General features: G+C 63.5%; 27 protein-coding genes and 1 riboswitch. Of the genes, 13 read left to right on the top strand and 14 right to left on the bottom strand.

What is annotated here, in order from left to right; genetic code table 11:
• The first annotated feature begins 81 nt into the window (after positions 1–81).
• Positions 82–807, top strand: a complete 726-nt coding sequence (locus tag EN808_RS00380) for a YdcF family protein (protein ID WP_135914894.1) — start codon at positions 82–84, stop codon at positions 805–807.
• Positions 808–814: 7 nt separating this feature from the next.
• On the opposite strand, the gene EN808_RS00375 is transcribed toward EN808_RS00380, so the two are convergent.
• The 3 genes from EN808_RS00375 to EN808_RS00365 are packed head-to-tail and all read right to left on the bottom strand — an operon-like array spanning position 815 to position 2,549.
• Positions 815–1,447 carry a pyridoxamine 5'-phosphate oxidase family protein gene (locus EN808_RS00375; RefSeq protein WP_135914893.1) on the bottom strand — a complete coding sequence of 211 codons (633 nt, stop codon included), beginning with the start codon at positions 1,445–1,447 and terminating at the stop codon, positions 815–817.
• A gap of 20 nt (positions 1,448–1,467) precedes the next feature.
• Positions 1,468–1,938 carry a DUF1348 family protein gene (locus EN808_RS00370; RefSeq protein WP_135883484.1) on the bottom strand — a complete coding sequence of 157 codons (471 nt, stop codon included), beginning with the start codon at positions 1,936–1,938 and terminating at the stop codon, positions 1,468–1,470.
• 59 nt (positions 1,939–1,997) lie between these two features.
• Complete coding sequence (locus EN808_RS00365) at positions 1,998–2,549, bottom strand: peroxidase-related enzyme (protein ID WP_127279428.1); 552 nt, start codon at positions 2,547–2,549, stop codon at positions 1,998–2,000.
• 101 nt (positions 2,550–2,650) lie between these two features.
• Between EN808_RS00365 and EN808_RS00360 the strand changes: the two genes are divergently transcribed.
• Positions 2,651–3,556: a LysR family transcriptional regulator gene (locus EN808_RS00360; RefSeq protein WP_135914892.1), complete on the top strand. Its 906-nt coding sequence runs from the start codon at positions 2,651–2,653 to the stop codon at positions 3,554–3,556.
• A gap of 77 nt (positions 3,557–3,633) precedes the next feature.
• A complete protein-coding gene (locus EN808_RS00355) occupies positions 3,634–4,437 on the top strand; it encodes a 1-acyl-sn-glycerol-3-phosphate acyltransferase (protein WP_127280817.1) in 804 nt (267 codons plus the stop codon).
• A gap of 3 nt (positions 4,438–4,440) precedes the next feature.
• Here the strand turns inward: EN808_RS00355 and EN808_RS00350 are convergent, their stop codons facing one another.
• The 3 genes from EN808_RS00350 to EN808_RS00340 form a co-directional block, all read right to left on the bottom strand.
• Complete coding sequence (locus tag EN808_RS00350) at positions 4,441–5,067, bottom strand: LysE family translocator (protein WP_135914891.1); 627 nt, start codon at positions 5,065–5,067, stop codon at positions 4,441–4,443.
• 92 nt (positions 5,068–5,159) lie between these two features.
• Positions 5,160–6,107 (bottom strand): aldo/keto reductase, encoded by a 948-nt coding sequence (locus tag EN808_RS00345; RefSeq protein WP_135914890.1) that lies wholly within the window; start codon positions 6,105–6,107, stop codon positions 5,160–5,162.
• Between the two features lie 123 nt (positions 6,108–6,230).
• Positions 6,231–6,752: a gamma-glutamylcyclotransferase gene (locus EN808_RS00340; RefSeq protein WP_127278636.1), complete on the bottom strand. Its 522-nt coding sequence runs from the start codon at positions 6,750–6,752 to the stop codon at positions 6,231–6,233.
• 118 nt (positions 6,753–6,870) lie between these two features.
• Between EN808_RS00340 and EN808_RS00335 the strand changes: the two genes are divergently transcribed.
• Positions 6,871–7,869 (top strand): DUF2125 domain-containing protein, encoded by a 999-nt coding sequence (locus EN808_RS00335; protein WP_127278635.1) that lies wholly within the window; start codon positions 6,871–6,873, stop codon positions 7,867–7,869.
• 5 nt (positions 7,870–7,874) lie between these two features.
• Entirely contained in the window at positions 7,875–8,804 is a 930-nt protein-coding gene (locus EN808_RS00330; RefSeq protein WP_127278634.1) for a sugar kinase, read from the top strand.
• Here EN808_RS00330 and EN808_RS00325 read toward each other — a convergent pair.
• Together EN808_RS00325 and hisC are read right to left on the bottom strand one after the other, a co-directional pair.
• Complete coding sequence (locus EN808_RS00325; RefSeq protein ID WP_189343785.1) at positions 8,801–9,736, bottom strand: prephenate/arogenate dehydrogenase family protein; 936 nt, start codon at positions 9,734–9,736, stop codon at positions 8,801–8,803. The genes EN808_RS00330 and EN808_RS00325 overlap by 4 nt on opposite strands.
• A 22-nt stretch (positions 9,737–9,758) precedes the next feature.
• The gene (gene hisC, locus EN808_RS00320) at positions 9,759–10,868 is read right to left on the bottom strand and encodes a histidinol-phosphate transaminase (RefSeq protein ID WP_127278632.1); all 1,110 of its coding nucleotides are present in this window, start codon (positions 10,866–10,868) and stop codon (positions 9,759–9,761) included.
• A gap of 137 nt (positions 10,869–11,005) precedes the next feature.
• Positions 11,006–11,083: riboswitch (SAM riboswitch) on the top strand.
• A gap of 121 nt (positions 11,084–11,204) precedes the next feature.
• On the opposite strand from hisC, the gene EN808_RS00315 reads away from it, so the two are divergent.
• From EN808_RS00315 to EN808_RS00305, 3 genes are all read left to right on the top strand, one after another.
• Positions 11,205–12,374, top strand: a complete 1,170-nt coding sequence (locus EN808_RS00315; RefSeq protein ID WP_127872217.1) for a homoserine O-acetyltransferase — start codon at positions 11,205–11,207, stop codon at positions 12,372–12,374.
• 121 nt (positions 12,375–12,495) lie between these two features.
• The gene (metW, locus tag EN808_RS00310) at positions 12,496–13,110 is read left to right on the top strand and encodes a methionine biosynthesis protein MetW (protein ID WP_027143503.1); all 615 of its coding nucleotides are present in this window, start codon (positions 12,496–12,498) and stop codon (positions 13,108–13,110) included.
• A gap of 318 nt (positions 13,111–13,428) precedes the next feature.
• Positions 13,429–14,352: a glycosyltransferase family A protein gene (locus tag EN808_RS00305; protein ID WP_127872216.1), complete on the top strand. Its 924-nt coding sequence runs from the start codon at positions 13,429–13,431 to the stop codon at positions 14,350–14,352.
• 64 nt (positions 14,353–14,416) lie between these two features.
• Here the strand turns inward: EN808_RS00305 and EN808_RS00300 are convergent, their stop codons facing one another.
• The 3 genes from EN808_RS00300 to EN808_RS00290 form a co-directional block, all read right to left on the bottom strand.
• On the bottom strand, positions 14,417–15,220 hold the full coding sequence (locus tag EN808_RS00300; protein WP_135883494.1) for a DUF1194 domain-containing protein: 804 nt from the start codon (positions 15,218–15,220) through the stop codon (positions 14,417–14,419).
• Between the two features lie 99 nt (positions 15,221–15,319).
• A complete protein-coding gene (locus EN808_RS00295; protein WP_135914889.1) occupies positions 15,320–17,137 on the bottom strand; it encodes an ABC transporter ATP-binding protein/permease in 1,818 nt (605 codons plus the stop codon).
• Positions 17,138–17,273: 136 nt separating this feature from the next.
• A complete protein-coding gene (locus EN808_RS00290) occupies positions 17,274–18,062 on the bottom strand; it encodes a methyltransferase domain-containing protein (protein ID WP_127280784.1) in 789 nt (262 codons plus the stop codon).
• A gap of 262 nt (positions 18,063–18,324) precedes the next feature.
• Between EN808_RS00290 and gloB the strand changes: the two genes are divergently transcribed.
• Positions 18,325–19,092 (top strand): hydroxyacylglutathione hydrolase, encoded by a 768-nt coding sequence (gloB, locus tag EN808_RS00285; RefSeq protein ID WP_135914888.1) that lies wholly within the window; start codon positions 18,325–18,327, stop codon positions 19,090–19,092.
• Positions 19,093–19,114: 22 nt separating this feature from the next.
• Positions 19,115–19,534 carry a cupin domain-containing protein gene (locus tag EN808_RS00280; RefSeq protein WP_135914887.1) on the top strand — a complete coding sequence of 140 codons (420 nt, stop codon included), beginning with the start codon at positions 19,115–19,117 and terminating at the stop codon, positions 19,532–19,534.
• On the opposite strand, the gene EN808_RS00275 is transcribed toward EN808_RS00280, so the two are convergent.
• Genes EN808_RS00275 through EN808_RS00265 form a run of 3 tightly spaced genes read right to left on the bottom strand, consistent with a single transcriptional unit; the run spans position 19,531 to position 22,033 of the window.
• The gene (locus tag EN808_RS00275; protein ID WP_135914886.1) at positions 19,531–20,205 is read right to left on the bottom strand and encodes a lysoplasmalogenase; all 675 of its coding nucleotides are present in this window, start codon (positions 20,203–20,205) and stop codon (positions 19,531–19,533) included. The two genes, EN808_RS00280 and EN808_RS00275, sit on opposite strands and share 4 nt — an antisense overlap.
• Entirely contained in the window at positions 20,202–21,200 is a 999-nt protein-coding gene (locus EN808_RS00270; protein ID WP_135914885.1) for an EamA family transporter, read from the bottom strand. Before EN808_RS00270 ends, EN808_RS00275 begins: the two co-directional genes overlap by 4 nt.
• A gap of 44 nt (positions 21,201–21,244) precedes the next feature.
• Positions 21,245–22,033, bottom strand: coding sequence for a DUF3108 domain-containing protein (locus EN808_RS00265; protein WP_127276009.1), 789 nt, complete (start codon positions 22,031–22,033; stop codon positions 21,245–21,247).
• A 259-nt stretch (positions 22,034–22,292) separates the two neighbouring features.
• On the opposite strand from EN808_RS00265, the gene rpmB reads away from it, so the two are divergent.
• From rpmB to EN808_RS00250, 3 genes are all read left to right on the top strand, one after another.
• Positions 22,293–22,589, top strand: a complete 297-nt coding sequence (gene rpmB, locus EN808_RS00260) for a 50S ribosomal protein L28 (RefSeq protein ID WP_010911765.1) — start codon at positions 22,293–22,295, stop codon at positions 22,587–22,589.
• Positions 22,590–22,769: 180 nt separating this feature from the next.
• Positions 22,770–23,453 (top strand): queuosine precursor transporter, encoded by a 684-nt coding sequence (locus EN808_RS00255; protein ID WP_135914884.1) that lies wholly within the window; start codon positions 22,770–22,772, stop codon positions 23,451–23,453.
• A gap of 3 nt (positions 23,454–23,456) precedes the next feature.
• Complete coding sequence (locus EN808_RS00250) at positions 23,457–24,131, top strand: hypothetical protein (RefSeq protein ID WP_135914883.1); 675 nt, start codon at positions 23,457–23,459, stop codon at positions 24,129–24,131.
• Positions 24,132–24,506 lie beyond the last annotated feature (375 nt).

Here is a 24,506-nt window from a genome sequence, read left to right as displayed (position 1 = left end):
GAGCGCGATCACGGATGGAGAATTTGCGTAACGCAAAGTGCGTCTTTTACCTACCAAACGCCGCATTTCGGGATTAACCATATGGCTATGGACGTGCGGGATTCGACCGGGACGGCTGGACAGCTGCCAGTGGTGGTTGCCCGTTGGCGCGGCCATGGCAAGGTTAGCCGTTTAAGGACCGCCCTGCGTCTCTTCGCTCTATCCCTGCTTATGCTCGCAATGGTGTTCGCTGGCGGCTTCGGCTGGTTTGCCAGCAAGGTCAGTCACCTGACCACGCCCGCCAACCCGGCCAAGGCCGATGCCATCATCGTGCTGACCGGCGGCCAATCGCGGCTCGACGCCGCGATGGAACTGCTCGCGTCCGGTAAGGGCGAGCGGCTCTTGATCAGCGGCGTCCATCCCTCGGCCAGCCGTCGCCAGCTTCAGGCGGCGACCGGCGGCGACAAGAAACTGTTTTCCTGCTGCGTCGACATCGATCGGGCCGCGCTCGACACGATCGGCAATGCCGAGGAGAGCGCCAAATGGGTGGAAAACCATGCCTATGGCACGGTGATCCTGGTCACCAACAACTATCACATGCCACGCAGCCTGCTGGAGATGGGACGGCTGTTGCATGGCGCCAAGCTTGAGCCCTATCCGGTGGTCAATTCCAATCTCGACAATGGCGGCTGGCTGACCAAGCCGCGGGCGTTGCGGGTGCTGTTCACCGAATACACCAAATATCTGCTGGCGTTGGCACGTGGTATTATCCCGGTGAAGCCGACGCCCGAAGGCATCGCGCTGGCCGAAACCGCCGCCGGCGGCTGAGCCCGCGTCATTCCTTGGCGCCAGCCCCTGAAACGCCCTTGAGGCGCGCGATCTCCCGTTCAAGGTTCTGGATGCGCCGGTCGCGCTCGGCAAGCGCCGCCGCCACATCAGCCGCCTCGAAGCGCTGCGGTATATGTTGCGGGCAATTGGCGTCCCACGCCGAGACGGTGAACAGGATGACCTGCTCGGGACGCGCCTTGTAGTCCGGCGGCATCAGCCTCGCTGTCAACTCGGCATCGTCTTCGACAATGCGCGCCGTACCCCAGATCTTGATGCGCTGGCGCATCATGTAATCGATCAGGAACAGGAAGGCCCTCGGATTGTCGGCCAGATTGCCCTGCGTGATGAACTGCTTATTGCCCAGAAAATCCGCGAAGCCGACCGTCTTCTCGTCAAGCACCTTGAGAAAGCCGGCAGGGCCGCCGCGGTGTTGGATATAGGGCTGGCCATCGCCATTGGCAGTCGACAGGAAGACGCTGGTCTGCATTTTGATGAAAGCGGCAAGGTCCGGTGTGATCGCCGATTGCCAGCCGCCGCGCTCCTCGACGCGGGCATAGGACTGGCGCGAACCCTTGCGCGCCTGGATCGCCTTGACTGTCGGCGTGAAGGCGACATCGCTCGTAAAAGCGTGTGCGTTCATCGAGACCTCCTTGCATGTTTCTAGAGCCCGAGCTCCGACAGCGTCGGGTGGTCGTCCGGCCGCCGGCCGAGCGGCCAGTGATATTTGCGCTCGGCCTCGGCAATCGGCAGGTCGTTGATGCTGGCGATGCGCAGGCGCATCAGCCCGTGCTCATCGAATTCCCAGTTCTCGTTGCCATAACTGCGGAACCATGAGCCGCTGTCGTCGTGCCATTCATAGGCGAAGCGCACGGCGATGCGGTTGTCGTGGAAGGCCCACACCTCCTTGATCAGCCGGTAGTCGAGTTCGCGGCTCCATTTGCGGGTCAGGAAGGCCTGGATAGCATCGCGCCCTTGCAGGAATTCGGCGCGGTTGCGCCAGCGGCTGTCCGCCGTATAGGCAAGCGCAACCCGCGCCGGGTCGCGCGAGTTCCAGGCATCCTCAGCCATGCGCGCCTTCTGGGCTGACGTCTCGGCGGTGAAGGGTGGAAGCGGCGGGCGGCTCTCAGACATGGGATTCCTCTGCGGCATGAAGGGTGGGGACCGATGGGCACCGCCACTCCTATCCGGATTCAGGCAGCATCTCGGGCGCAAACAACCGGAAAATCAATGTCGGTCTGGGCAACCTCATTGATATAGTTGGTCCAGACGTTCAGGGCGACATGCTGGACGATCTCGATGATCTCCCCATCGTCATAGCCTGCGAGCCTGACAGCGGCGAGATCCTCCTGGCCGACCTGTCCTCGGCTTTGCGCAACGCTGGCGGCAAAACGCACCGCCGCAGCTGCCTTGGGGTCCGAGGAGCCGCCGTGGCGGTTGGCGATCATCTCGGCATCGTCGAGCCTGGCGAGCGTCTTGCCGAGATAGCTGTGCGCGGACAGACAATAGTTGCAGCCATTGATCTCGGCGATCGCCAGCGCGATGCGCTCGCGCGTCGGCGCCGCAAGCCGGCCCTTGGCCAAAGCTCCCATCATGCCGAGATAACCTTCCAGCGCGGCCGGACTGTTGGCGACCATCCGAAACAGGTTCGGCACGACACCGAGCTGTTTTTCCACGGCCTGCAGCATTGGCTGCGCGGCGGCGGGAGCGGTTGCGATCGACGAAGGCGTGGCAATGCGGGGCATGAAGATTTCCTTGTTGAGATGCCTCGCTTATATGCAGCCTTCCATGTTGCGGATGTAGATGCCATATTTGCAATCAACCCTTCCATTTTCTGGAAGAAATGATGGATCGTCTTGAAGCCATGTCCCTTTTCGTCGCGGCGGCGGAAGGCGGCAGCCTTTCCGCCGCCGCGCGCCGTTCGGACGTTCCGCTGGCAACGGTCAGCCGCAAGGTCTCCGAGCTGGAGCGGCACCTGAAGACACGGCTGTTGAACCGCTCGACGCGGCGGCTCACACTGACCGATGCGGGCCATGCCTATCTCGCGGCCTGCCGCCGCATTTTGGACGACGTCGGCGACGCCGAACGCACCGCCGGCGGCGAATACAGCGCCCCGACAGGGGAATTGATCATCACCGCGCCGATTGTCTTCGGCCGCCTTCACGTTCTGCCCGTCGTCACCGACTTCCTGGCCGCCTATCCCCTGGTGGATATCCGCCTCACGCTCGGCGACAGGATAAGCCAGTTGGCCGAGGACCATATCGACCTCGCCATCCGCATCGGCAGGCTGCCGGATTCGCGCATGGTCGCCATCAGGGTCGGCTCGATCGGTCATGTTGTCTGCGCAAGCCCGGCCTACCTGGCCGCGCACGGCATTCCACGGACCCCGGGAGAGCTCGAGACGCACAGCTGCATCACCTTCGAGGGCCTTGGCTCGCTTGCCACCTGGACCTTCAGCGTGGACAAGGCTGATTTTATCGTACCGGTCCGCTCGAGGCTCCGGGTCAACACCGCCGAGGCGGCGATCGATGCGGCGATCGCCGGTGTCGGATTGACGCGGGTGCTTTCCTACCAGATCGTTGCCGCCGCACGATCAGGAACACTGCGCCCCGTGCTCGGGGATTTCGAACCCGAGCCTTGGCCGGTAAACCTGGTGCATGCGGGCCAGGGCCGGCTGCCGGTGAAACTGCGCGCCTTCCTCGACTTTGCCGCCCCACGCCTGAGGGAACGCCTGGCGCAGGCAACCTGGTAGGACGGGCAGCATCGCACCGTTTCCTTTTTCCCCGCGCTTGGTGTAACCAACGCACACTTCCTCACCGGACCTCCCCCATGCTCTATGTCAGATCGCTGGCGTTCAATTTCGTCTTCTACGTCAATCTGATCGTCCAGATGATCCTCTGGACCCCCTACTATTTCCTGTCACCTCGCCACCGTGCCTGGTTCGTGCCGAAATTCTGGTCGCGCACCTCGATGTGGCTCTATGACAAGATCGCCGGAACGAAGAATGACATCACCGGGCAGGAAAACCTGCCCGAGGGTTCGTTCATCCTGGCGCCCAAGCACCAGTCGTTCTGGGACGCTATCGCCTTCTTCCCTTACCTCCAGGACCCGCTCTACATCCTGAAGCGCGAGCTGACCTGGATCCCGTTTTTCGGCTGGTACATCTTGAAGATGCGCATGATCCCGGTGCATCGCGGCAGCCGCTCCAAGGCCTTGAAGGCGGTGGTCGCCGCGACCAAAGAAGAAATGGCGCGCAACCCGCGCCAGTTGATCATCTATCCCGAGGGCACGCGCCGGGCGCCGGGCGACGAGCCGGCCTACAAATACGGCATCGTTGAAATCTATTCGCAGCTTGGCGTTCCGGTGGTGCCGGTCGCCCATGTCGCCGGCCTCTACTGGCCGCGCCGCAAGTTCCTCCGCTATCCCGGAACCATCAAGGCACGCTTCCTGCCGCCCATACCGCCGGGTCTGGGCAAGGAAGAGTTCATGGCGCGGCTGATCGGCGAGACGGAAGCCGCCTGTGACCAGCTTCTTGTCGAGGCATCACGCGCGCCCAACCCGCCGGCCCTGCCGACAACGGCGGCAAAGCGGTTGCGGGAACTCGGCGCGAAGCTTGACGGCTCCGCGGCCTGATCGTCAACCGTACACAGCCAGCACCGTGGTCAACAGCAGCGTCGCGGCAAAGACCAGATTGATGATCCGCGAGGCGACAGGCCTGCGCAGGAAGCGTGCGAACGCCGCGCCGGCAACAAGCCACACGGCGTGGATGACGACGATCATCACCGCCAGAACAGTCAGTTTCGTCCACAGGCCGAGCTCGACATCGCCCTTTCTCGACGAGGCGCCGGCGAACACGGCGGCGATCGCCACATAGGCCTTGGGGTTGGCGACCGCCAGGAGAAATCCAGCCAGCCAGGTTGGGCGCGAAGCCTCGGCGACACGTGCGGCCAGCGGCGGCGCGGTGGCAATCTTGAAGGCGAGATAGAGGATGTAGGCCGCCGATGCGACAACCAGCAACGGCGCCAGCTTCGGCATCGACCCAAGCACCGCCATAACCCCGGTCGCCACAACCAGCAGCACGGCGATCGTGCCTAGGACGATGCCGCCGGTGTAGCGAAGCGAATCGCGCAGGCCGAAGGCGGCGCCGACGGCGGTAACGCTTATCGTCGCCGGCCCAGGGCTGCCCATGACGACGGTGGCGGCCAGCAACAGCGCAAGCAATTGGCGCCAAGGCTCCGGCTGCGAAAGAAGCGATCCGTCCATCTGGTCCTCCGCCCTGAGCCCGTGCGAAGGACGGTATGGCAAGGCATGAGGATCGTCTTGGACGTTCGTGCGTCCCGTCTTGCCGGCAGCCCTCAGGCGCTGGCTTTGTCGAGCTCGGCCATATCGTCGGCGCTCAACTTCAACGACACCGCCCTGATCAGGCTGTCCATCTGGCTTGGCTTGGTGGCGCTGGCGATCGGCGCGGTGACGCCCGGCCGCGCCATGGCCCAGGCAAGCGCCACTTCCGCCTGCTTGGCCGAATGCCTGGCGGATACGGCGTCGAGCGCCGCCAGAATGCGCGTGCCGCGTGGATTGAGATAGCTGCCGACATCCTCCCCGCGCTCGCTCTGGCCAAGATCGGCTTCCGTGCGGTACTTGCCGCTCAAGAAACCTTTGGCCAGGCTGAAATAGGTGATGACGCCGACATCCTCGGCCACGCAGAGGTCGCGCAGCGGGCCATCGAAGGAGGAGCGGTCGTAGAGATTGTATTCCGGCTGCAGCACCTCGTAGCGCGGCAGGCCGCGCAGGCTTGCCACGTCAAGTGCAGCACGCAACTGGCCGGCATCGAGGTTGGAACAGCCGGCATAGCGGATCTTGCCCTTGGCGAGCAGTTTCTCATAGGCGCCGAGCGTTTCCTCATAGGGCGTCGTCGGATCCGGCCAGTGCGACAGATAAAGATCGATGAATTCGGTCTGCAGCCGCTTCAGCGATGCATCGACGGCCTTTTCAATATAGGCGGCGGACAGATCCTTGTGGCCCTGCCCCATATCCGAGCCGACCTTGGTGACCACCACGACCTTGTCGCGATTGCCGCGGTCCTTCATCCATTTGCCGATGATGGTTTCCGATTCACCGCCCTTGTTGCCGGGAACCCAACGCGAATAGGCGTCGGCCGTATCGATGGCATTGAGGCCCGCGCCGACGAAGCGGTCGAGCAGATCGAAGGAGGTCTTCTCGTCAGCGGTCCAGCCGAAGACATTGCCGCCCAGAACCAGCGGCGCGATGGAAAGGTCGGTGCGACCGAGACGGCGTTTCTGCAAGACGGATCTCCGTGATGATTGGGGCCGGGCGATGCCGCCCGCTGGCTGGGTTCGGAGCCTAACCTAGGTCTTGCCGCATCGAGGTCAAAGGCCCTGGCCACCGTTTTCCGCAGAGCCAGCGCTTCACAAAGACGCTATCCCCCGTTTCACCTCCTCCAGCCAGTGGTCGCGGATGCCCAGTGCTTCCAGATGCTTCAGCGTACTCAGCACATAGTCCTCGTTGTTGCCCGATCGGCCGACCGCGCCACGCACCACGGCCGCTGCATCCGCCGCGTCCATCGCCCCGGCATATTGCTCATGCTTGCGGTCGACGATGTAGGCCACGGCCTCGACCGCGCCGCCGCCGTCGAGACGAACCTTGAGCGTCCGCTCGAGATAGACGCTGGTGACAAGCTCGCGCTCACGCAGATAGGCAATGACCTCGTCGCGCAGTTCGCCGGGCACGCGGAAGGCGAGGCCGACGCAGGACCCGCCATGGTCGAGGCCAAGCACCAGTCCCGGCCGCTGGCGCGTGCCGCGGTGCACGAAGGAATAGACGCAAAGCGAGCGGCGGTAGCCATGCAGGCGCGCACGCCGTGTCTCGACATGCGCGAAACCGGGCCGCCAGATCAGCGAACCGTAGCCGAACACCCAAAAATCGCCCATATCACCGCGCCTGATTGCAAAAGAATGGCAACACCGCACCGGAAACCGGTGTTTTTTCCGCCCGTGTCCGTCTACCTATCGTCTCTGTCCACTGGTGTTCCCGGAATCGAGCCAAAGCATGACGTCAAGTGACGAACGCCGACCGGGTAACCGTCGCCGCCTATGGTGGCTTGCCGCGTTCATCCTGGTGCTGTTCGCCATATACAGCGCCGGATGGTTCTATCTGGCCAACAGGGTCAGGTCGGAGGCCGACAAGGCGGTTGCCACGCTCAATAAGAGCGGCATCCAGGCTGGCTGCGCCAACCTCGAGGTCAGTGGCTATCCGCTGAGCTTTGCCGTCTCTTGCGACAATCTCGCCTACGAGGACGATGCCAAGAACATTGCCGCCTCGGCCGGCTCCTTCAATGCCACCGCCCAGATCGCCCAGCCCTTGTCGCCGGTTGCCAATCTGCGCGGTCCGCTCCGAACCTCCGTCCCGGGCATGATGCCGCTCTGGATCGACTGGGACAATCTGCAGGCCAACGTCAAACTGTGGTATCCGCTGCCGCGACGTATAGCGCTGCAGGCCGAGGGCCTGTCGGGCCAGACCGATCCGGCCGACGATACCGATCCAGTCGAGCTGTTCAGTGCCGGCAAGGCATCAGGCCAGTTGCAGCCGAATGGCGCGGATATCGACTATGTCGGCAGCTTTGGCGATCTTGAAATCGATCCCGACACGATCGGCGGGCGCGTGCTGCCGGCGCTCGATGCCAGCGGCGACGTGACACTGAAGAACGGCGTGGCGCTGGTCGGCACGCAGGTGAAAAGCCTGCGCGGCCAGAGGATCGAAATCCGTAATCTCGATCTGTCGTCGGGGACGGCGCGTGTCACCGTTTCCGGACCGCTGTCGGTCGATGCAGAAGGCCTGGTCGATGCCGATCTGATGATCAGGATCAAGGATCCGAAGGCCGTGGCATCTATCCTTGCCGGCGCCGTGCCCGAGCAGAAGAATGCGATCGAGCAAGGTTTTGGCGCCCTGGCTCTACTCGGCAGCGAGCCGTCGATGCCGCTGAAGGTGGTCAAGGGCAAGGCCTCGCTCGGCTTTATCCCGCTGGGCAAGATCAAGCCGGTGCAATAGCACCCATGGCAAGACCCGTGAGGCTCTTGAGTGTTGGAGCGCTGACGCTGGACACCATCCTGCGCGTCGAGTCGCTTCCGACGCATCAGGGAAAATTCATCGCCTCGGACGGCGTCCAGATCGCCTCGGGCATGGCCACGAGCGCGGCCTGCGCCGCACGTCGTCTCGGCGCCGAGATATCGCTATGGGCGAGTGCTGGCGACGATCCTGTCGGCGATCAGCTGATCGCTGGAATCGAGGCCGAGGGCGTCGATTGCAGCCATGTGCGCCGCGTCAGCGGCGCACGCTCGGCGCTGGCCTCGATCCTGGTCGATGCGCATGGCGAGCGTATCATCGTGCCGTTCTACGACACGCGTGCGCAGGCTGATCCCGAAGCCTTGCCGTTTCCCGACATCACGGCGTTCGATGCCGTGCTGGCCGACGTGCGCTGGCCGGGTGCAGCGGCACTTGCCCTGAACGCGGCGCGCGCCGCGGGCAGGCCGGCTATCCTCGATGCCGATACCGCGCCGCTGGCGGTGCTGGAGCAACTGTTGCCGCTGGCCTCGCACATCGTCGCCTCCGAACCGGCAGTGCGTATCATCTGCGGCCACGCGTTGGATCTGGAGACCGCTTGCGAGGATCTCGCCTCCAGCACCGACGCCTTCGTCGCGGTCACCGGCGGCGCGGCGGGTACCTGGTGGTTCGATCGAAGCGCCGGATCATCCCGCCATGTCGAGGCGCCGAGGATCAAGGCGGTCGACACGCTGGCCGCCGGCGATGTCTTTCATGGCGCCTTTGCCGTTGGGCTGGCGGAAGCCATGGCGATCGAGCACGCACTGCGCTTTGCGAGTGCCGCCGCCGCGCTCAAATGCCTGCGCTTCGGCGGCAGGCTGGGCGCGCCGGATCGGGCGGAAACGCTCGCCATGATGGCAGCGACCTGGCCTGAAACAGCTTAGCTCTTTGCCGGATGCTCGACCGCCTGGCGGCCAAAGTCCGGCGCGTCGATATCCTGGCCCGCCTCGATGATCGAGCGGCGCACGGCGCGGGTGCGGGTGAACAGGTCGAAGAGTTTGTCGCCATCGCCCCAGCGGATCGCGCGCTGCAGGAACGCCAGATCTTCCGAGAAGCGCGCCAGCATTTCCAGGATGGCATCCTTGTTGTGCAGGCACACGTCCCGCCACATGGTCGGATCGGAGGCGGCCAGACGCGTGAAATCGCGAAAGCCGGAGGCGGAATATTTGATCACTTCCGTCTTGGTCACCGATTCCAGGTCGTCGGCGGTGCCGACGATGTTGTAGGCGATGATGTGCGGCAGATGCGAGACGATGGCCAGCGTCATGTCGTGATGCTGCGGATCCATCGTGTCGATGTTGGCGCCGCAGCGGCGCCAGAATTCCGACAGCCGTTCCAGCGCCTCCGGATCGGTGCCCGGCACCGGCGTGAAGATGCACCAGCGATTGTCGAACAGGTCGGCAAATCCGGCATCCGGGCCGGATTTTTCGGTACCCGCCAGCGGATGGCCGGGAATGAAATGGACGCCCTCAGGCACATGCGGCTGCATCTGCGCGATGACTGAGGCCTTGGTTGAGCCGACATCGGTGAGGATCGCACCTTTTTTTAGCGCCGGCGCAATCTCCTGCGCCACCGCACCGGATGAGCCCACCGGCACCGAGACGATGACCAGATCGGCATCACGCACAGCTTCCCTGGAATCGGTGGTGTAGGAATCGCCTAGTCCCAGTTCCTCGGCTCGCTTGAGCGTTGCCACACTGCGCGTCGAGATCGCGACATGGCGAGCCAGGCCTTCGCGGCGAATGACGCGGGCCAGCGACGAGCCGATCAGGCCGATGCCGACCAGCGCGATTTTTTCGAACATCGGTGATGCCATGGTGTGTAACTTTTCAGGCGTTCTAGCTTTTCAGGAATGTCTTGAGCGCGGCGACAACGCCGCGATTGGCCTCTTCGGTACCGACGGTCATTCGCAGCGCGTTGGGAAAGCCGTAGCCTGAAACGCGCCGCAGAATATAGCCGCGCGCGCTCAGATAATCATCCGCCGCAGCCGCCGAATGCCTCTGGTCGTCGGGAAAATGAATGAGCAGGAAATTGCCGACGCTGGGCGTCACGCGCAGTCCGAGTCCAGTCATCTCCTCGCTCAGCCAGGCGAGCCAGGTCTCGTTATGCGCCACGCTGCGCTCGACATGGGCGCGGTCGCGGATCGCGGCGATGCCGGCCTCGATCGCGGTCGCATTGACGTTGAAGGGGCCGCGCACGCGGTTGATCGCATCGACAATGTGCATCGGACCATACATCCAGCCGATACGCGCTCCGCCGAGACCGATCTTGGAGAAGGTGCGGGTCATCACCACGTTCTCGGCGCTGCCGGCCAGCTCGATGCCGGCTTCGTAATCGTTGCGGCGGACATATTCGGCATAGGCCGCGTCCAGCACCAGCAGCACGTTTTTCGGCAGTCCGGCATGCAGGCGACGCACCTCCTGGAACGGCACATAGGTGCCGGTCGGATTGTTGGGATTGGCCAGGAACACGATTTTCGTGCGCGGCGTCACAGCCGCCAGCATCGCATCGATGTCGGCGCGCTCGTCGGTCTCCTTGACCACGACCGGGGTGGCGCCGGCCGACTGGATGTAGATCTTGTAGACCATGAAGGCGTGTTCGGTGAACATGGCCTCGTCGCCGGGCGCGAGATAGGTCTGTGCCAACAGGCCAAGGATCTCGTCGGAACCGTTGGAGCAGATGATGTTCTGCGCGTTGAGGCCATGCACCTCGGCGATCGCCTCGCGCAACCGCCTGGCGGTGCCGTCGGGATAGATGTCGAGTTTGCCGGCGACCTCACGCGCGGCCTCGATCGCCTTCGGCGACGGCCCAAGCGGGTTCTCGTTCGACGACAACTTGTAGACCTTGGCGACCCCGGCCGGCGCCGTGCTCTTGCCGGGCACATAGGCGTCTATGTCCATGATGCCCGCGCGGGGGGTTGGACGTGCCTGATCCGGTGTCTGGTTCATGTCTTGCAAAATCCGTCGAAAATGCCTCCATCCGGAAGCCGCTGCGGAAATACAAGCCATGGCCGGCAATGTCGAGAGGCGGCACTAGTGCCAGCCGCCGCCATTGACGGCGAGGCGGGCGGGTTCTAGAAGGGCGGTGACAGTTCCGTGGTGATTTGGCCGGTCGGCTTGCAGCCACGTTAAACAATTCGCTAAAGGGCCGTTTGCGTGACGTAACCGGCTTTGCGAAGGCAATGCCGGTTTTTTATTGTCCGCTACCGGCCCGGACGACCGCATCGGCGCCGCGAAAATCAGCGGAGATTTTCGCAAGAAACGATGCAGCAAGAGAGATTAGGAATGGCCGCTCTGCGCGCAGCAAGGACCAACAACGAGGTCGACAATCCGTCGAGCCTGGTGTTGCGTTTCGGACCCGACAAGCCGCTCAAGCTCGATGCCGGCACGGTGCTGTCGCCGTTCCAGATCGCCTATCAGACCTATGGCGTTCTGAACGATGCCCGTTCCAATGCCATCCTCGTCTGCCATGCACTGACCGGCGACCAGCATGTCGCCAACACCAATCCGGTGACCGGCAAGCCAGGCTGGTGGGAAGTGCTGATCGGCCCCGGCAAGATCATCGACACCAACCGTTTCTTCGTCATCTGTTCCAACGTCATCGGCGGCTGCCTTGGTTCCACCGGGCCGGCTTCGACCAACCCCGCCACGGGAAAGCCCTATGGGCTCGACCTTCCTGTCATCACCATCCGCGACATGGTGCGTGCGCAGCAGATGCTGGTCGACCATTTCGGCATCGAGAAGCTGTTCTGCGTGCTGGGCGGCTCGATGGGCGGCATGCAGGTGCTGCAATGGGCGTCGAGCTATCCCGAGCGGGTGTTCTCGGCACTGCCGATCGCCACCGGCGCGCGCCATTCGTCACAGAACATCGCCTTCCACGAGGTCGGGCGGCAGGCCGTGATGGCCGATCCGGACTGGCATGGCGGCAAATATTTCGAGCACGGCAAGCGCCCGGAAAAGGGGCTGGCGGTGGCGCGCATGGCCGCCCACATCACCTATCTGTCGGAAGCCGCCCTGCACCGCAAATTCGGCCGCAACCTGCAGGACCGCGAAGCGCTGACCTTCGGCTTCGATGCCGATTTCCAGATCGAGAGCTATCTGCGCCACCAGGGCATGACCTTCGTCGACCGCTTCGACGCCAACTCCTACCTCTACATGACACGGTCGATGGATTATTTCGACCTTGCCGCCGACCATGGCGGCCGGCTGGCGGACGCCTTTGCCGGCACCAAGACCCGCTTCTGCCTGGTGTCCTTCACGTCGGATTGGCTGTTCCCGACCGAAGAGAGCCGCTCGATCGTGCACGCGCTCAACGCCGCCGGTGCCTCGGTTTCCTTCGTCGAGATCGAGACCGACCGCGGCCACGACGCCTTCCTGCTCGACGAACCGGAACTGTTTGCCGCCATCAACGGCTTTATCGGTTCGGCCGCGCGCGCCAGGGGGCTCGGTGCATGACCCCGAAACGTTGCAGACTTTTCGGACCACGGTCATGCGTCAGACGGAAAGGCGAAGCCATGACCCAGAAAAATTGCGGACTTTTCGGACCATCGTCATGCGCCACTCAGGAGGCGAAGCCATGAGCGTCAATGGCAGCCAGCGTGTCGACCTTGAGGTCGTCGCCAACCTCATCCCGCCGCAATCGCGCGTGCTTGACGTAGGCTCCGGCGACGGCTCGCTGCTCGAATTGCTGCAGGAAACCAAGCAGGTCGACGGTCGCGGCCTTGAGCTTTCGCAGCGCGGCGTCAACGAATGCGTGGCGCGCGGCCTCTCGGTCATCCAGGGCGATGCCGACAAGGATCTCGAATTCTATCCCGACAAGGGTTTTGACTTCGTCGTCCTGTCGCAGACCCTGCAGGCCACCCGCAACCCGAAGCTGGTGCTCGACGAACTGCTCCGGATCGGCAATCGGGCGATCGTGTCCTTCCCCAATTTCGGCCATTGGCGGGTGCGCCTGTCGCTGTTCGTCAAGGGCCGCATGCCGGTGACCAAGGATCTGCCCTACTCCTGGTACGACACGCCCAACATCCACTTCTGCACCATCCGCGACTTCGTCAATCTGTGCGAGGAGCTTGGCGCGACGGTGGAAAAGGCGACCGCGCTCGACGCCAACGGCCAGAAGATCGGCCTGTCGATGCCCTGGTGGTTCTGGAATTTCTTTGGCCAGCAGGCGGTGTTTTTGTTGAAGCGATAAGGCTGCCGTCGGCCTCCTATGCGAGGACATCCGTGGGCTTGTGCGGATGTTCCACGCCGTCGGCCAACACCACATGGACGCAACCGCGAAGAGCTTCCGCCAATTTCAGCGGTGGCAAAAGTGTTGCGGTTGAAGCGCTAGGCGCCGGAATTCACCATTCCCTTGTCGTCAGAACGACGGCACAATGGGTGACATAACAGGTTGTTTTTTGTAGCGTCGCACTTAATCCCGATGAGGGCCAGCCAGGGGGAAGTCCGATCCATTCAACCATCCTGAAGAGCTATCGGAAAGTGCATTTTCGCGCTGGAAACAGCTGACGTGGAGCATTTGCCCCTCATCACGGTCATCACCCCGACTCACAACCGGCGCCAAACGGTGCTCCGCGCGGTGGAAAGCGTGCTTTCTCAGAGCATGGCGCGGTTTGAGCATATCGTCGTCGACGATGGCTCGACCGACGGGACGGAAGCGGCGCTTGCGCGCATTCGCGACCCTCGGCTGATCTATGTCGGCGCGAAATGGCGCGGCGCCAATGCCGCCAGGAATGCCGGCATCGAGCTGGCGAGGGCGCCCGTGGTGACTTTTCTTGATTCGGACGATCTCTTCCTGCCACACCGGCTCGAACGGACGCTGGCATGGTTCGACGACAATCCGGCGCTCGAAGTCCTGCTCTCCTCATATGTCTCGGTGAAGGCTGGCCGTGGCACCGCCTGCGTCAACCGCCGTGCTTTCCTCAATCCGGCGATGCTGGAGCGGGCGGTGGTTGCGCAGACGGCCTTCATCGCCGGGTCGGCGATAACGGCGAGGCGGGAAGCCTTGCTGGCCATCGGCGGCTATGACAGCGACATTCCCCGGATGCAGGACCGGGAGCTTCTGCTGCGCTTCGCACAGCGCTTCGGCGCGCAATTATCGGAAGATATCGACTGGACGAAGCACAATTCGCAGAACTCGATTTCGGGCCGCCGGGACGGCTATGTCGAAGCCTATGCGATCCTGATGAGTAAGCACCCGCACATCGCTCGCTCTTACCCGCATGTCCCACCCTTTATGATCACGCGGCAGATCATCGCCGATATTCTCCGGGGGCGGATACCACAGGCATTTGCTGGATACATGGCCAACCGCTCGTCCGACGCGCTTGGTTATTCATTGCCGGAACTGATCGCCGGTTATCTCTACGGCCGCCGCTGGCGGCGCGGCCTCTACGACGAGGTTCGCGGGAAGTTTGGAATTCCACCGGCCTGACCTGGCGGCAGCGCAGCGATCGAGTACGGCGCGTTGCAGGGGCCTGCCTGGCTCACGGCCAGGCCTATCGGTCCAGTTCCGGGAAATAGGGATCCGACAGGAACCGCCTGTCCCGTTCTCCCAGAAGGCAGTCGATCGGCGCGTCCATCTCGGCGGGCATGATTTTGGGCTTGTCCTGAATGCCGCTGACTTCGAGAATCAGCTTGCGCCGGATCGCCGTTGAGAATTCGGCGGCCGCATGGATCGGCAGCACGAAGGAACCAGGTCCGCCGGTCACGCACTGCGCATAATACTGATCGAGATGGCTGAAGGTCGGTGATGGCTTGATCAGGATCGGCAGGCCGTTGATGACGATGCCCTTGGCAATGGCCGCATCGCGCGTCACAGTGACCGGCGGCCCGATATTGTTGGGGCCGTCGCCAGATATGTCGATGACGCTGCGTTCGCTCGCGAAATTGGTGCCGTCGAAAAGCTCGGCGCCGAAAGCAAGCGCGCTCGAAATCGAGGTACCGCGGAAACTCCGGAAAGGGCGGGCCGCAAGCTTGTCGGCAAAGCTGTTGGCGCTCTGCGCACTGTCGATGATCTGCCAGCCGATGACCGCGTCATCGCGCACCGTGCCGGCCCACTCGAAATAGGCGAGCGCAATGCGCCCAGTATGGCCGGAACGGACCGCCTGGATGAAATCGGCGTGCCGCAGCGCCTCGACATAGCCGGCGCGTTGAAGGGCGAACTCGGTCTCGTCCATCGACAGCGAGATATCGACCGCCAGCACCAGTTCGACGTCGACAGCCAGCGTATTTGGCGCCGAAGGAACCGGGGCGGCCTCGGCGCAAGCCAGGCAGGCAAGCAGGCTCATTATCTCAAGCATGGCCAGCACGAGCGATGTTTCGATCGCGACATTCGCTCGCGATCACGGCGAAATAAAGCTTGTGGCAGGCGTGGCCGCCCAGTCCGAATGCCGGCCGTTCTATGTCTTGCGCCGAGCGGCGACTGGCGGCGGTTCGATGGCGCCCGCCCTGACACGGGCGGGTTTTAGCGGGGGCACGCCGGTATCCTTCACGATCGTCAGGGAACGCGGGAAAAATTGATTGTTGTGCAGGCCGCGCCCGATATTGATGATCGCGGCACCTTTCAGATGCTTATCCATGAGCGACAGCACCCGCCTCAGCGACGGGCCGTCGAACGCATCCATCGCTTCATCGATGATCACCCATTTCGGCTTCCGCAAGGCAAGCCTGGCGAAGGCGAGCGATCGCTGTTCGTCATCGCCCAACTCACGCTCCCAGCGGGCCGACCGGTCGAGCGAGGATGACAGCCGCTCGAGGCCGACTTCGGCAAGCACCGCCGAAATATCGGCATCGCTTGCCGGAGCGACACCATAAGGATGGTCAAGCACCTCGCGCAGCGTACCGGCGGGGAAGTAAGGGACACGGGGCACGAAGATGGGGGCTTCTCCCGCCGGCATGCCGATCTTTCCGCCTCCCCATGGCCACAGGCCGGCAATGGCGCGGAAGAACAGCGTCTTGCCGGCGCCGGGCTCGCCGGTGATCATCACGCGCTCGCCGACAAGGATTTCGACATGCTGGTCGGAGAGCTTCGTACAACCCTCTGGCGAGGCCACCTGGAGTTTCTCGAACGTCAGGCTGCCATTGGCGTTTTCATCGAAGGAGATACGCTTCTCCTTGTCGTGCAGCACATCGGTTTCATCGAGCGCGATGCGGAAGTCGGCGACACGCATCAGCGTGGCACGCCAGTCGGCGATGCTGCCGATGTTGTTGATGAACCAGCGCAACGATGAATGCACCTGGTTGAAGGCGCCGACCGCCATCATCAGCCCGCCAAAGCTGATATCGCCCGAGAAATAGACCGGCGAGGCAACCAGGATCGGGGCCACGACGGTGATCCAGCCATAGGTGTCGGTTACCCAGGACAGGTTGATCTGGGCGGTGTAGATGCGCCGCATGGCACCCAGCACCGTGCCAAGGTCGAGTTCGAGCCGTCGCCTGGCGTCATCCTCGCCCCGGTACAGCGCGATGGCATCGACGTTCTCGTTGACGCGCACCATCGAGGAGCGCAGCTCCGCTTCGCGCGTATAGCGGTCGCTGTTGAGACGGATGAGCGGCCGGCCGACCAGCCAGCTCAGCCAGGAGGCGGTGCCGGCATAGAGGAACGCCGCCCAGACCATGTAGCCCGGTATCGCCAGCGACAAACCACCAATGTGGAACACAAAGCCCGAGGACAGCTCCCACAGCACGCCGACGAAAGACACGAGCAGGATGAACGACTGCAGCAGGCCGACACCAAGATCGGTCGACAGGTCCGACAGATGCGCGGCATCCTGCTGCATGCGCTGGTCGGGATTGACGCCGATGGCGCCGGCATTGGCTAGCCGGAAAGCACGCGCCGGCCGCATCCACTGGTCGATCAAATCCAGCGTCAGCGCCTCGCGCAGCTTCAGCCGGATCATCTGGTTGAGCCATGTCTGGCCGATGTTGAGCACCAGCAGCCCGCCGGCGATCATGGCAAAGACGAGAAGCTGATGCAGGAAGGCGGCCATGTCGCGGCGCGCGAGCGCGTCGTAAAAGGGTTGGTTCCAGCGATTGAGCAGAACCTGGCCGATCGACGTCGCGACGATGACGGCCATGATGCCGGCCGACGTCCATAGCAACCATTTGCGAACCGGCGATCCGATCAGCGCCCGTTTGATCGTCGCCACCTGATCGCGCAGGCTGCTGGCCACGGCGACCGGTTGAACGGTGGCCTGATTGTCCAGTTGATCAGCCATGGCCGAGATCCTTGCATTCAGTAGCGAAGCTGAAACCGGATGAAGAGAGCCGACGGCGGCAGCCCTCAAGCACTCCGCGAGCCCAGCACGACAGATAGGTCGGAAACATGCCGCGCGATGCAAGTTTCCATTGCGATCACGAAGGTGTCACTTGCCGAGCCGACGATGCTGCACCCCTTCCCTCGGCCCGGCGGCCGAGCCGCGTCGCGCCATGCGGCGACAGCACCGGCATGAAGACGCGGCGAGATGCGCGCTGGGCCACCGGCACGCCTTGATAAAGCCGCTTCTGCGCTTCCACCACGATGACGCCGGAGAAGATCGGCCACAGCCGCCGGCCGGCACGCTCCAGCACATTGTGGAAGCGCATCATGAAGTGCCGCCGCGATGGCGGGAAGAACAGGGCATCGGACCAGGCGGCCGGCGTGAAATTCGCCTCGCGCAGCAGTTCGGTGAGCTGCCCGCGTGAGAACGGCCGCCCGTTGCCGAACGGCGTATGCTCGAAGCGCGCCCAGACACCGCGCCGGTTGGGTACCACGATGACGACGCGCCCCGCCGGCGACAGGACCCGCCAGATCTCGTTCAGCGTTTCGCGCGGGTTCTCGACATGTTCGAGCGAATGGACGAGCAGCATGCGGTCGATGCAGGAATCGACCAGCGGCAGCTCCTCGTCGAAGACCAGTGCCGTTGCCGTCGGCCCGGTCGCCGGCCAGACCACGGCGCCCTGTGTCGCCGGCATGAAGGCGAAGACCCGCTCGGCATCGGAGCCGAAGCGCTCCAGCCAGGGCAAGGTATAGCCGAGGCCGACGAGCCGCTCATTGGGCACCGCGGCCCATATCGACGACAGCGCCATGGTGATCGAGCGCTCGGCGAACCGGCCGAGCGTTGTCGAATAGAAGGAGCGAAGGTCGACGATGTCGGAATGCATGTCAGGGATGTAGCCGTGATATCAGCCGGATTCAACAAAAGGCCCAAGTGGTCGGCGCGGCGGACGTCATTTTGACATCCCGGGATGACTATTCGCTTTGTCACCCGGGATGACATTCACGAAGCGGCGCCCTATGTCTGCGGCGGTACTGCATCGGCCCGAAATCGGTTTCGATTTCGGAAAGCACGATGCAGCAGCAAAAAAATGTTAGAGCGTCCTTGTGCGTCCAGCTGGACGCACGGCGCTCTAATGGAGAGACGCGATGCCGGTCGAAATCGAACAGTTCATGTGCCGCACCGACAATTTCGGCGTCTTAGTGCATGATCCCAATAGCGGCCAGACCGCGATCATCGACGCGCCCGAGGAAGCGCCGATCCTGGCCGCCATCAAGCGCACCGGCTGGACGCCGACGATGATCCTGACCACGCATCATCATATGGATCACGTCGAGGCCAACCTGGCGCTGAAGGAGCGCTTCAAGCTGCGCATCGTCGGCCCGGAGGCGGAGAAGGCGAAAATCCCTGGCATCGACGAAACGGTCGAAGAAGGCTCCGTCCTTCATCTCGGCGATGAGCGCATCGAGGTGATCGCCACGCCCGGGCATACCGCCGGCCATGTCTCCTACCATCTGCCGGCATCGAAAGTCGCGTTCACCGCGGATACGCTGTTCGCGCTGGGTTGCGGGCGGCTGTTCGAATGCAAGCCGCCGGTCATGTACGAATCGCTGAAGAAGCTCGCAGCCCTTCCGGCCGAGACGACAATCTATTGCGGCCACGAATACACGCTCGCCAATGCCCGTTTCGCGCTGAGCGTCGACCCCACCAATTCGGCATTGAAGGAACGCGCCGCGCGGATTGAAGCGCTGCGGGTCGACAACAAGCCGACACTGCCGACGACGATCGGCGAGGAACTGTCGACCAATCCCTTCCTGCGCTGGCACGATCCGGCAATCCGCAAGCATCTGGGCATGGAAAGGGCCGGGGATGCCGAGGTCTTCGCCGAGATCCGCAAGCGCAAGGACAATTTCTGAGCGCCATGCGAGCTTCCTGCCGATGACCAGTTCCGCGCAAATCATAGCAACGCTCGCACTGAAGCCGCATCCGGAAGGCGGCTGGTATGCCGAAACCTTTCGCGACGAGGCCGGCGGTGCGCGCGGCCATTCGACCGCAATCTATTTTCTGCTGGAACGGCACCAGCTTTCAGCCTGGCATCGGGTCAGGGATGCCGCCGAGGTCTGGCATTTCCATGCCGGCGCGCCGTTGGCGCTGTCGATGTGTGAAGAAGGCGGCGCCGTTATCGAGCAGGTTCTCGGCATCGACCTCGCGGCGGGCGAAAGGCCGCAAATCGTCGTGCCGGCAGGCTGGTGGCAATCGGCGCGCAGTCTGGGCGAGTGGACGCTGGTCGGCTGTACCGTCGCGCCGGGTTTCGATTTCGCCGCCTTCGAACTGGCCGAGCCGGGCTGGCAGCCCTAACCCAGCAGGAAACCCAGGGTAATGGCGAGCTGGGCGGCGTAGTACAGCACCCAGACTGCGAGGCGCATCCAGGCGCGATGCGGCGAGATGGCGGCCACCAGGAATTTCTCCGTGGCAAGTAGCCCGTCCGATGCCATGAACAGCACGGCGCCGCCGATCACCCAGATACTGTTTGTCGTCAGCGCCGACATGCCCATCGCCAGGATCGCAAGGACATAGACGGCGATCGGGATACGCAGGCCGGGGCCGACACGGCGCCAGAGCGCTGCCAGCATCACGATCGCGAACACCGCCATGGCCAGTGCAATCGCGCCTCGCCAGGATTCGGCGGAAAGCAGCTCCAATCCACCACCGCTACGCAGGAACAGCGCGACATAGACGATGTGGGCGACGAGAAAGCTCGCCAGCCCGCCGAGAAATGCCCTTTCCCCGTCGCGCGACAGGAAGGCGTCGCCGATCGCGCTCAGCGCAAGGGCGGCAACCAGCAGCAGCGGGCCGCCCTGCATTGCGGCGAGTGCGGCGAGCATGGCCACGGCAAGCGTCTTTGCCGCCGAGCGGGCCAGCGCCGGCGGCATGCCTGATGTGAAGGCATAGATCACCGCCGCTACCATCGAAAAGATCAGCGTTGCATTGGCGTTGGCGTCGATGCCGCCGGCAAACGGCATCGTCATGCCCTGGCTCCGTCTTCGGATGCCCGGGCTCCACCTTCGGATACCCTGGCTCCGTCTTCGGATGCCCCGGCTCCGTCTTCGGATGCCCCGGCTCCGTCTTCGGATGCCCCGGCTCCGCTCTCGATAGCAATGGACTTGCGCAGAAACAGCGACTTTGCCGCCAGCGCCGCGCCGCCAGTGATGAGCACGCAGGCGGCCAGAATGCGCAACGAAGGCTCGGCGACGCCAGCCGCGATCAGCACCAGCGTCGACAAAAGCGGCGCCGCGTAGCTTGCCGCACCCAACACCTGGATGTTGCCGCGCTTGACGCCGATGTCCCAGGCATAGAAGGCCGCGCCCACCGGCATCAGGCCAAGGCCGAGCACGGCCAGCCACTGGCCGGCGCCGACCGGCAGCACTGTTTCCTCGAGCGCCAGGTGGCAGGCGAGCGACAGCACGGCGGTTGCCGCGCAGAACCAGGTGACGATGCTGGTCGGCACCGACGGGAAACGTCGCGACAGCAGTGAATAGGACGACCATAGCAAGGCGCAGACGGCGGCCATGGCATAGCCGAAGGTATAGCGAGCATCGAAGGCCAGGCCGCCACCCTTGGTGACGATCAGCACGGTGCCGGCAAGGCCGAGCAGCGCGCCGACGACATGGTGCCACGCCAGTTTTTCGCCCGGCATCAGCGCCGAGCCGAGCACGATCAGCAGTGGCCAGAGATAAGCAATCAGGCTCGCCTCCACCGCCGGCGCGTTGCGCAGCGCTGTGAAGTAGAAGAAGTGGTAGCCGAACAGGCCGGCAATGCCGATCACCCACACCTGGGGTGGGATTTTCTGGCCCCTGTCGGCAGCCGGCATGAACAGCCGTGCGACTAGCCCGACACCGGTGCCGATCGAGAAGGTGATCGCCGACAACAGGAATGGCGGCACCTTGCCGGATGCGTCCGTCAGCAACGCCAGCAACGCCCACATGGCGACCGCCGAAAAGCCGATCAGTGTTGCGCGCCCCATTTTGTCTCCAGTGGCGCGCCCCATTCTGTCCCCGGTGGCCTGCCTTATTGTACCGCTTCGAAACGTCCGGCGCTGATGGTCAAGGTGCCAATCTGCGTTCCGACCGTAGCGTGGATCGGCGCATATACGCCGGTTTGGCCAAGCGGCGCAAACGTCACCATCATGCGGCTCTTGCTCTTGAGATAATTGAGCGCCTTGCGGCCCTTGCGGTAGCCTGCCACCGGCTCGAAACCCATCTGGCAGGTGACTGTGTCGCCCTTGTAACCCGGCACCGAGATCGTTCCTTTCGAGGCGTAGGTCAGCGTCAGGTCGGCGCGCATCTCACCATCATAGAACTTGACCTTGCGGCCGCAGACCTGGTCGGGGCTGTCGGCATGGATGACGGTGGCGGCCATCGGATCGAGTACCGATGCCAGATCGCCGGCACCGAGCGGTACCCAGGCCTTGGGGTCGCGCTTGCCCGGCGCGGGGATGACCTGCGTCGACGCCACGTTGCCATTGGCAAAGCGAATGTCGATCGAGGATGCCTTCTTGCCGGAAGTGTAATCGGCACGGAATGCCTGCGGCACCATTTTCTGCCCGGAGATCGTACCCTTGGACGAGATTGTGCCACGCGTGTCGTCGAACAGCTTGGCCAGACCCGCTGCGGAGACGGTGCCATTGATCGCATAAACGCCACTCTGATAGCTGCTGGAGAAAGTCGATCTCGCGATCGAGAGCCCCAGGAACGACACCGTGTATTCGCCCTTGAAGGATTGCGGCGACGCAGCCGACGCGGCGGACGGCAAGGCGATGGCAAGCGCGGTGACGAGCGCGTGAGACAAACGAGGCATGGCGGATCGGATCCTTGATTTTGGGCCGGAGGCGGGCGACTCCGGTCTGGCATGTCCCTATGAGACCGCTTATAGGGGGAAATCCGGCCTTAATATGAAATGCCGGGCGGTTCCGTGGCGAAGCCGGAGCTTGACGCCCCGGTGAAATGCAACTATGGAACGCCAACTTTTTCCATAAGGCCGCCTGACCAGAACCGCGCGCCACCCGGCGTGGGCACAAAGGTTTGGCAGGTCACGAAAGAACTGAAGGTTAGAACCCATGTCCCGCACCTGCGAACTCACTGCCAAAGCAGTCCAGACCGGCAACAATGTGAGCCACGCCAACAACAAGACCAAGCGTCGCTTCCTGCCGAACCTCGTCAATGTGACGCTGATTTCGGAAGCGCTGAACCAGAACGTGCGCCTGCGCATCTCAGCCAACGCGCTGCGTTCGGTCGAACATCGTGGCGGTCTCGACGCTTTCCTGGCCAAGGCCGACGTCAAGGAACTGTCGCAGCGCGCGCGCCTGCTGAAGAAGCAGATCGCCAAGAAGCTCGCCGAGCAGGTCGCTGCGTAACATCAGATAAGGCGGGGGACGACCGCCCCGGCCAACCTCTTGTTGGCCTCTGGCCAATCTTTTGTTGGCCACTGAGCATCGGATAGATCCGCAAGGCTCGACAATCCGATGCCCAACTGCGAAGCGGGCACCGCCCGATCGGCATGATGCTCCGCTGGTTCCATTACCCAGGATAAAAAAATGTCTTCTTTTTCGCGATACCTGCCTTTCGTGGCCGCCATGGCGCTTGTCGTCGTGGCATCGAACATCCTCGTGCAGTTTCCCATGCAGGGCCAGATTGGCGGCCTGTCGCTCGCCGACGTTTTGACCTGGGGCGCGTTCACCTACCCCTTCTCCTTCCTGGTCACCGACCTTGCCAACCGGCGCTACGGACCTGCCGTGGCGCGCCGCATCGTCTTTGTCGGCTTCATGACGGCGGTAGTGTGCTCGATCCTGATCCCACCCTTCCTGTTTCGCCACGGCTTCATCGAATTCGAGACGTCGGCCGACCGGCTGGTGCGTATCGCGGCCGCTTCGGGCGCTGCCTTCCTGACCGCGCAATTGCTCGACGTCACCGTGTTCAACCGGCTGCGCCGGCAGAGCTGGTGGCGGGCGCCGATCGTCGGCACGCTGGTCGGATCGGTGTTCGACACCGTCGTGTTCTTCGGCGTGGCCTTTTCGGGCGCCTTTGCCTTCGCCGGCCCAAGCGACAGCTTCGCGCTGGAGAGCGCCCCGTTGATGGGCGTGTTTCATGTCGAGGCCATGCGTTGGGTGTCCTGGGCGCTCGGCGACCTCAGCATGAAACTGATCATCGCTGTCGTGGCACTGATCCCTTACCGGCTGCTCGCCGCCCGCTGGAGCCAGCCGGCCGTTGCCGCGGCCTAAGCCGTGATTCCCTGGATCCAGCTGGACTCCGCGAAAACGCCTGATGGCCAACAGGAACTGCGGCTGAAACGGCGCGGTTCCGAATTCTCGATCATGCTCGGCACCAACGAGTTGATGAACAGCCGCCTCAGCGGATCCGAGGAGGCGCTGGCGAAACTATCCTGCCAGAGGATCGCGGGCCATCGGCAGCCGAGGGTGCTGATCGGCGGACTTGGCATGGGTTTTACGCTGCGCGCTGCTCTCGCCGAACTGGGCAGAAATGCCGAAATCGTTGTCGCGGAACTGGTGCCGGCCGTCGTCGCCTGGGCGCGCGGCCCGATGGCCGAGATTTTCGCCGGCTCGCTCGACGATTCCCGCGTCACCATCCGCGAGGCCGATGTCGGCAAGTTGATACGGTCCGAGCCCGCAGCCTGGGACGCGATCCTGCTCGACGTCGACAATGGCCCCGAAGGCATCGTCCACAAGGGCAATGACGCTCTCTACAGCCTGGCAGGGCTCGGCGACGCGCGTAGCGCCCTCAAGCCGGGCGGCGTGCTGGCGGTGTGGTCGCAAGGCCCGGATGCCGGCTTCACGCGGCGGCTGAAACAGGCCGGCTTCGCCTTTGAGGAGGTCAACACGCGCGCCAACGGCAAGCGCGGCGCGCGCCATGTCATCTGGATCGCCACCAACGGCCGATGATCCTGACGTAAGGTCGGCCAGCGGGTCCGCCTCAGGCGATGTTCAGCGGGACTTAGGGCGATTCAGAGTTTGATAGAATCTTTGACCGCTCTAACTTCTTGTTTTTACGCAATTCCGGACGGAAAACCGCTACGCACTTTTCCTGGAATTGCCCTAGTTCGACTTCTGGAGCTCGGCGGCAAGGGCCTCCAGGAGCCCGCGTGTCCCCTCCTCCCGCTCCTTGGCGGAACGACACCGTCGAAGAAGGCGCCCTGGTCGGTATGATGGCGTTCCGCGGTATGCGGCGTTCGGCAATCCAGTCGGCGAGCGGGTGAGCGTAGGTCCGGTGGTGAAGCCGGTGTTGAATACACTCAGCTTCAGATCGTTGGGGCTGCC

Source organism: Mesorhizobium sp. M8A.F.Ca.ET.165.01.1.1, assembly GCF_004792065.1.
Taxonomy (GTDB): domain Bacteria; phylum Pseudomonadota; class Alphaproteobacteria; order Rhizobiales; family Rhizobiaceae; genus Mesorhizobium.
The sequence above is the reverse complement of the archived record's forward strand: the minus strand, read 5'-3'. Positions and strand labels throughout refer to the sequence as shown.